The sequence below is a fragment of the Noviherbaspirillum suwonense genome (assembly GCF_900182955.1).
In the GTDB taxonomy this organism is placed as follows: Bacteria; Pseudomonadota; Gammaproteobacteria; order Burkholderiales; family Burkholderiaceae_D; genus Noviherbaspirillum_A; species Noviherbaspirillum_A suwonense.
This window is the reverse complement of record NZ_FXUL01000012.1, coordinates 170924-177347: the sequence shown is the minus strand read 5'-3', so window position 1 is coordinate 177347 and position 6424 is coordinate 170924. Positions and strand designations below refer to the sequence as shown.

Below are 6424 nucleotides of genomic sequence, written 5' to 3'. Positions count from 1 at the left end.
GCCGGGCACAACATCCGCCTCATCATTAACAAGCTTAAGTCAAGCCGATCCACGGTCCCGGCGTATTGAAAAGTAGAATTATTCAGCACCGACTAAATCTCTAGCGCCCAGCCGTCGAGAAATGGCGGAGTTGCGTAAAACGAATAGGCCATTACGACAAGACAGAAACGAGCTTCTGCCTTGTCGGTGCTCAGCCTAATAATTTATTGAACAAATCGCGGTTGTAACCGATCAGGCTGCGCAACCGGGAAAGGAAACCCAAGCACGATAGATCCACTGCGCGTGCGGTTTTGCGCCTGGCACTGATGGGTGCAGACCGTCGCGGGAGGGGCAACTTCAGTAGCGTCTTCACCCATCACTTGTCCCATGCGACCGCCACTTGCGACCAGCCACTGCGAAACGCCACCGCAGTGCAGCACTTTAGCGATAGAACCAGTACGAGTCACAATGCCATTCGTGCAGGAAGATTCAGTGATGCGATCGGCGAACTGTGCGCTGTCGCGGCCGACAAATTTGCGCGAGTAATCGTTGGCAAAATTGACCCGTGCAGTAACTTTGATGGTCGTATCCTTATAAGCGACTACATCGCCTTCACGCTCGCGGAAGTTTCGGTTATCAAAATAAAACGCACTAGGCGCGAGAACGTGGGTGAAAACGGTTTTCGTTTCATCTGCCCGGGATACCTCCATCTGGAACAGGCCGCCATTGGCGCAATCTTTGGCTTGAATCTTCATTGTCAATCCAGGGCCGCTGCGGGTCAGGACGACATCGGTAGAACTACTCAATTCAACGGCTACATTGCTGCTCAATGCGAGGCCGCGATGGTCGGGTAACTTGCTATCAAAAACCGGCGTAGCGACACCGCCAGTAATATCCAGCGCGTTTGGCGCCCCAGTCAATACATAATTGCGGATGCCAAAACTGGCCGCGTCGACGTCAAACTGCACATACTTGCCTTGAACGTGAAACGCATTCCCTACGGTGTTGGCCGTAACGACGGCGCTCTGGCTCCCTGCTTTTCCCAACACAGTGAAACCTCCTCCCTCGCAGCCGGCAGAATCAGCTGCCAATGCCTGATGGGCGCTCGTTATCAACATTAGCGCCGCAAATCCTGTTCCCAACTTCAATCTCTTTCTCCCCTGTTTATGTCCAACTTGGCATCGACGATTGCAGTAGCGCAAATGGCATTAATTCCCACTGCTGCGTCGACCATTTTACGACTTTTGGTTCTTACAGGAAAGAAAATTCTTGGTGGAATTTATAATAAATGCAGTTTTGCTGGACTTTTAATGAATTTGCAAGGTGTACTTACAACATGACCAGACAGATTTGCAACGCTTTCCGAATGGAATACATTGGTGCCGCTCACCAAAAACACCTGTTGCCGGAGCCGGGGAGCCGAAACAACACTAGGAAAAAGGTTTGGAGTTGCAAAAACGACCTAAGGACGTAACTGTGTTTCGATAAATGTCTGAGCTCAAAGCGACTGGTTTGGCTAGTTGTACCCGGGCGAGAAGAGATTTACAAAACAGCTATTAGGCGATACTTGAAAAGCACCAAACATATGCGCTTCGATGTATCTGCTGTTTTGGTTTTCGTCGCTTGCGATTTGAAATATCCGTGTAGCACACTTTAGGCAATCGCTTAATGACTGAGGTTGGAAACTCTTCAGCCTGTCTAGGTGGAAACCAACACAGTGGGGTTTCATCCGAACAATGACCCAAAAATCCTACCCCTGCCACATAGAGCTTACTCGTGGACGTTATTGAAGCAAAAACTGCTTGGTTCGCTAAACGTTGTAATTCAAAAGATTAAATTCCTGTTTCGCAAAATTATTACTATGAAAATCAACGCTTGTGATTTTAAAAAATTTATTGTTTAATTTTGGTTGAATGCGCCCGGGAACGGCGGCCTTTCTCAAAACCATACTTTATTAATTCAATTTCCTGCGTACCAAACGTAATGCTACTATTCCCAGTCCAAGCATTGCAATGGTGCTTGGTTCTGGTACCGGCGTAGAACTTAAGGAAGTGACTCGAACATTGGAATTGTTCGGTGCGAAATCACTAATCTGGTTGTCGTTACCTGCCCCGACGCGAGGCCATAAATTCCAGGTATAAGATCCCAGTGCAAAGCCCTGAGACGGAAGCAGTTCAGCCGGTATTGCCACATTAAGGCTATTCCCGCTGATATTGACGGCGCTAGAAGGAAGCACGGTGGATGCTCCGGACAATAAGTCTCGCACGGTTGCTGTTCCGGTTCCCGTGACGGAAAGAACCTCATCGAATAGCACGCCAGGTGCCACCACAGGAAACCGTGACGTGCCCCTGCCACGATCAAATCCAAGCACATAAAGCGAACCAATCGTTGTTCCTACAGGTCCCGCAAGTGTGGCGGCAAAGCGAAACTGGGTGCCACTCAATGTGACTTCGGAAGTAACGACATCCAGGTCACCTGCTCGCGGCCCCGCGGTATACGAAAGAATGAAATCCCCAACGGGATCGACAAAAGGCGCTGCGCTAACAGTGCCCGAGACGAGAGTAAGGAACAGCGCCCTGATGGCGAAACATGTTCTCTTACGCTGGGCGGCCTTAATCCATTCACCTGTAGGGCCGCGGTCCTGCATCCTAATGGAAATATCTTCCATACCGCCTCCAAGTTTGACGAGAAATTTAATTCGACCAAATATTTTTCGATTTCTATAAATAATATCTTTTTGTCAATTTCTTTGGATTCTACAACGGTGACGAAGCAAATGGTTAGAGGATGTTAAAAAATTTAAAGCGCGAACTAGAGGGAACTAATTTTGTAGTGTTTCCGTGACATATTAGAGTCTATTTACCATGACAAAGTCTGTAGAAAATTCAAGCTCCGTAATTTCTAAAAAAAATATTTAGACTTCGTTGAATTTTGGAAATGAAATTTTTTTTCTATGGATTTGACATAGCTATGAGCGATTTTCGTGGATACAGATATCGGCGAGGAAGAGTCGTTCATATCCATCACTTTTGAAGAAGATCAAATGGTTTGATCAGTCATACTTCTTTGACATATGTCAAAAAGTAGGTTTTGGAAAATATCCAGTATGCGGATTATGCAGCGCCGGAAAATGCCAAGACAAAACTGAATCAGGCGTTAAATTATGAAATAGGAATAAAAAATTTTTCTATAAGTTTCAATTTCATTTGAAGTGGACCATCGAATGTATTTATCTCAAAAAGCCTCAGCACAGGTAATCCGTGAAGCCGAACACGCACGTCGAAACCGTCAAGCAATTGTTCAGGCGATGTCGCATGGACAGATTAGTCGCCGCCAGTTATTGAAAATGGCGCTGTTTATTGCTGCCGGCGGTCTGGCTATGAAGAACGGTTTGAATCCATTTTTCGGCAATGCCCATGCTGCGATACCGACCGGGCTGCCTCGCAGTCCACTTTTCGGCGCACAAACGTTTGAAGTTCCGAGGCCACGGTGAGATCTGATGGAGCGCAAACCGCTTTCGGCGCTTTCCGTTGCACCGCAAAAGCAGGCAAATACGACACCGACCAAGGTTGCTAGTTCAGTTGGCATTCTGGTTGACTGGCCAATGGAAGGACGCCCTCCCGGACCGATGTGGATGCAAGCAGCTTGATGCCGGGAAGCGATACGACCGGACAATGGGTGCGTAATTCAGCTATCGACAACGCCCGGTTTCTGGGGACCACCAGGGCAAATTTCTAAGGATGGAAAGACGTGGTTCCAACATCCAGTTACCCGCAGGCCGCACCGATCAATATCAGCAAGGCCAAGTTCATCTTCGAAAGCCGGTGTGCATCCCGCCACACGATCGGCAACGGCGACCGCATCGGCCCGGATCTGGCCGGCGTCATTGAAAGGCGCGATTCGGCTTGGTTGCAGCGCTACCTGCAAGAGCCGGAAAAGATGCTCGCGGAAGGAGACCCAATCGCGCGGACACTGTTCGAAAAATACAGGAAGGTCAATATGCCGAACCTGAACCTCGGCACGGATGACGTTTCGACCATGGCTTCTTACCTCACCGAGCAGTCGAATGAGGTTTCCGTTAAAACCAGAGCCCAGCAAAGCGCAGCGCAAGCCAACCCAGAGGGACGCCACCATCACTAATTTGCCCAGTTAAATAAAAGGACTGAAGCAGTTTGGCGCTAAGACGCGCTCACCGATCAGGTCCGCTATCGCAAAACACGGTTGCCAACCTAGGAGTCAACATGAAAATTGTTTCAAACAGCGGTTCTGTCAAGGCTGCTCATAGTAACGCCCTTTTCGCCCCAATGGCTCGACGGCGCCTTGCCGACTTGAGGGCGTTGCGTAAAGTACATCTGGCAGCTGTCGTTGCGGCTACGGCCTGCATTGCGCCACTCCCCTCCATGGCGGCCAGCCCAGGCAACGTGCTTTATCAGGGAATGACCCTCCCCTCAGGCCTTGTAAAAATTGGCAATGACTACTGGGTTTCGGACCATGTATTTGGCTTTTGCAAATTGGTTGCCGGCGCAACTGGATCTGCCCCTGGGTACGTAGACCAAGGCTCCTGCAATACAGCGCAAGTCTCCCCTGGCCAAGCCGCTGCAAAGGAAGCAACAGATCCAAATGACCCAAACGCGAAAGTTACTTATGCCTATGTACCCGACAACTCATCGAAAGGCAGAGGCGTCTGGCGACATACCATTAAAGATGGGTACGTGCTGAATTCAGTCATGTTACCCAACGCGAGCATTGATGGAAATCGCCCGATGGCGGTTGCCATGGGACCGGACGGGCATCTCTATGTTTCGCTTGGGCGTAACAACAGCATTATGAGAATCAGAAACCCTGATCCGAGTTTTGATGGCACTCCAGCACAGAGGACCGAAAAAATTGGCAGTAGTGTTGTTAAGGTTGGTCCACCTGCGCTTGCCTTTGTTGGCAATGCCTTATATCTGGCAGAAAACACGGGACTGACTGCCATCGGTGCCGAGCAGAACGGTAACGCGACTACGTGTGCAGGGGCATGTACGGCAAGATCTGTCAATACTGGGGTAGGCGCGCCGGTATTCGTCGCATCCGACGCAACCACCCTGTACCTCGCAGATCTGGGCAATGCCTATCGCTATAGCCCTGCAGCGTCAGGTATTCCCGGCTGCCTCAAGCCATTAGGAAGCGGGTACGGAAATGTTGCGTCGCTCGCGGTGAACCCAGCCACTGACACTGGCCCGGCCAGCCTCTATGTTGCGGATGATCCAACCGCTGGAACAGCATTCTTCAAAGCGATAGTCTATGGCGTCGATCCCAATTCAAGCGGCAACTGCGTCACCGCCGGCGGCCCTGTAATCGGTGGCGGAGGCGGAGGCGGCGGAGGCGGCGGTGTCGGCGCGCCACCGGTTGCCACGGCGCCGACGACGATTAGCGGCCCTGCAACGGGCGCCACGTTGCCAGCAGCACTCATCCAAATTAATACTGAAACTTGGATATCAGACCATTTACAAGGATTTTGCCGTCTCGGCGTCAATGGCCCTGAAACATGCGTTACCAATGCTGCCCTCGCCCCTGGCCAGGCAGTGGCCGTGCCATCTACGTTAAATGGTGCAGCAGTAACCTATGTGTATGTGCCTGACACGGCGTCCAAAGGCCTAGGCGTGTGGCGGCTTCTGCACGACGGAACCCGTATTGTTAATGCGACTCTGTTGGCGCCGGGCAAGCTCTCAGGGGCTCGGGCTTCTGCAGTGGCCTATGGGCCAGACAAAAAGCTCTATGTGGTTGCGGGGAAAAATAACAGTGTCATGCGAATCGATACCCCCGAAGGTAATTCGACCAATGTTGAAAATATTGGATTTGTCAGTGGTCGGGCAGGTCCAGCATCAATGACATTCCGCGGGGAAGACCTTTATTTTGCAGAGGCGACAGGTATCACTACAATCCCCGCCGCCAAAAACTGCAGCAGCAGACTCCTTTGCACGGCACGCACTTTCGCATCGCCTGTTGGGGCGCCGGTTTTTGTTACGTCCGATGGGAATTACCTGTATATAGCTGACGTCAGCAAGGCATATCGCTTTACGTTTGCAGGAACGAGTCCCAGCGCAATCACTGAACTGGGCACCGGGTTCGCCACAATAAGCGCAATCGGTTTCAACAGCCAGCCGCCAGCTAGCGGAATGCCTGGTCAGACCGTGCGTAACTTGTTTGTGGGCGACGACACGACAGCAGGAACCTTGACCGGTACAGGGCGCGTATGGAGGCTCGACATGTCGAACCTGACTTGGCCGTAAGCAGGTAACCGCGAGAGGCAGCTTCACTGCCACAGAAACATTCCTCTTGCCGCTCTCGCACGGCAAGAGGAATGGTAAGTAATCGGGGAGACATATGCCTTCTCTGGGAGAATGACCCTTAATTTCTAAGCAGGTAATAATGAACAACTACTATGGGACATTCCGTTACC

At 50.9% G+C, this 6424-nt stretch carries 5 protein-coding genes; 3 read left to right on the top strand and 2 right to left on the bottom strand.

The features are described from left to right. Positions 1-203 precede the first annotated feature (203 nt). Both QOL82_RS16250 and QOL82_RS16245 read right to left on the bottom strand, forming a co-directional pair. The gene (locus QOL82_RS16250; RefSeq protein WP_283443339.1) at positions 204-1127 is read right to left on the bottom strand and encodes a hypothetical protein; all 924 of its coding nucleotides are present in this window, start codon (positions 1125-1127) and stop codon (positions 204-206) included. An 806-nt stretch (positions 1128-1933) separates the two neighbouring features. After that, positions 1934-2647 (bottom strand): PEP-CTERM sorting domain-containing protein, encoded by a 714-nt coding sequence (locus QOL82_RS16245; RefSeq protein ID WP_283443338.1) that lies wholly within the window; start codon positions 2645-2647, stop codon positions 1934-1936. Between the two features lie 555 nt (positions 2648-3202). On the opposite strand from QOL82_RS16245, the gene QOL82_RS16240 reads away from it, so the two are divergent. The 3 genes from QOL82_RS16240 to QOL82_RS16230 all read left to right on the top strand — a co-directional run bounded on the left by QOL82_RS16240 (position 3203) and on the right by QOL82_RS16230 (position 6254). Further along, entirely contained in the window at positions 3203-3472 is a 270-nt protein-coding gene (locus QOL82_RS16240) for a hypothetical protein (RefSeq protein ID WP_283443337.1), read from the top strand. Positions 3473-3729: 257 nt separating this feature from the next. Continuing rightward, a complete protein-coding gene (locus tag QOL82_RS16235) occupies positions 3730-4119 on the top strand; it encodes a c-type cytochrome (protein ID WP_283443336.1) in 390 nt (129 codons plus the stop codon). A 101-nt stretch (positions 4120-4220) separates the two neighbouring features. Continuing rightward, positions 4221-6254 (top strand): hypothetical protein, encoded by a 2034-nt coding sequence (locus QOL82_RS16230; protein WP_283443335.1) that lies wholly within the window; start codon positions 4221-4223, stop codon positions 6252-6254. Positions 6255-6424: the final 170 nt, after the last annotated feature.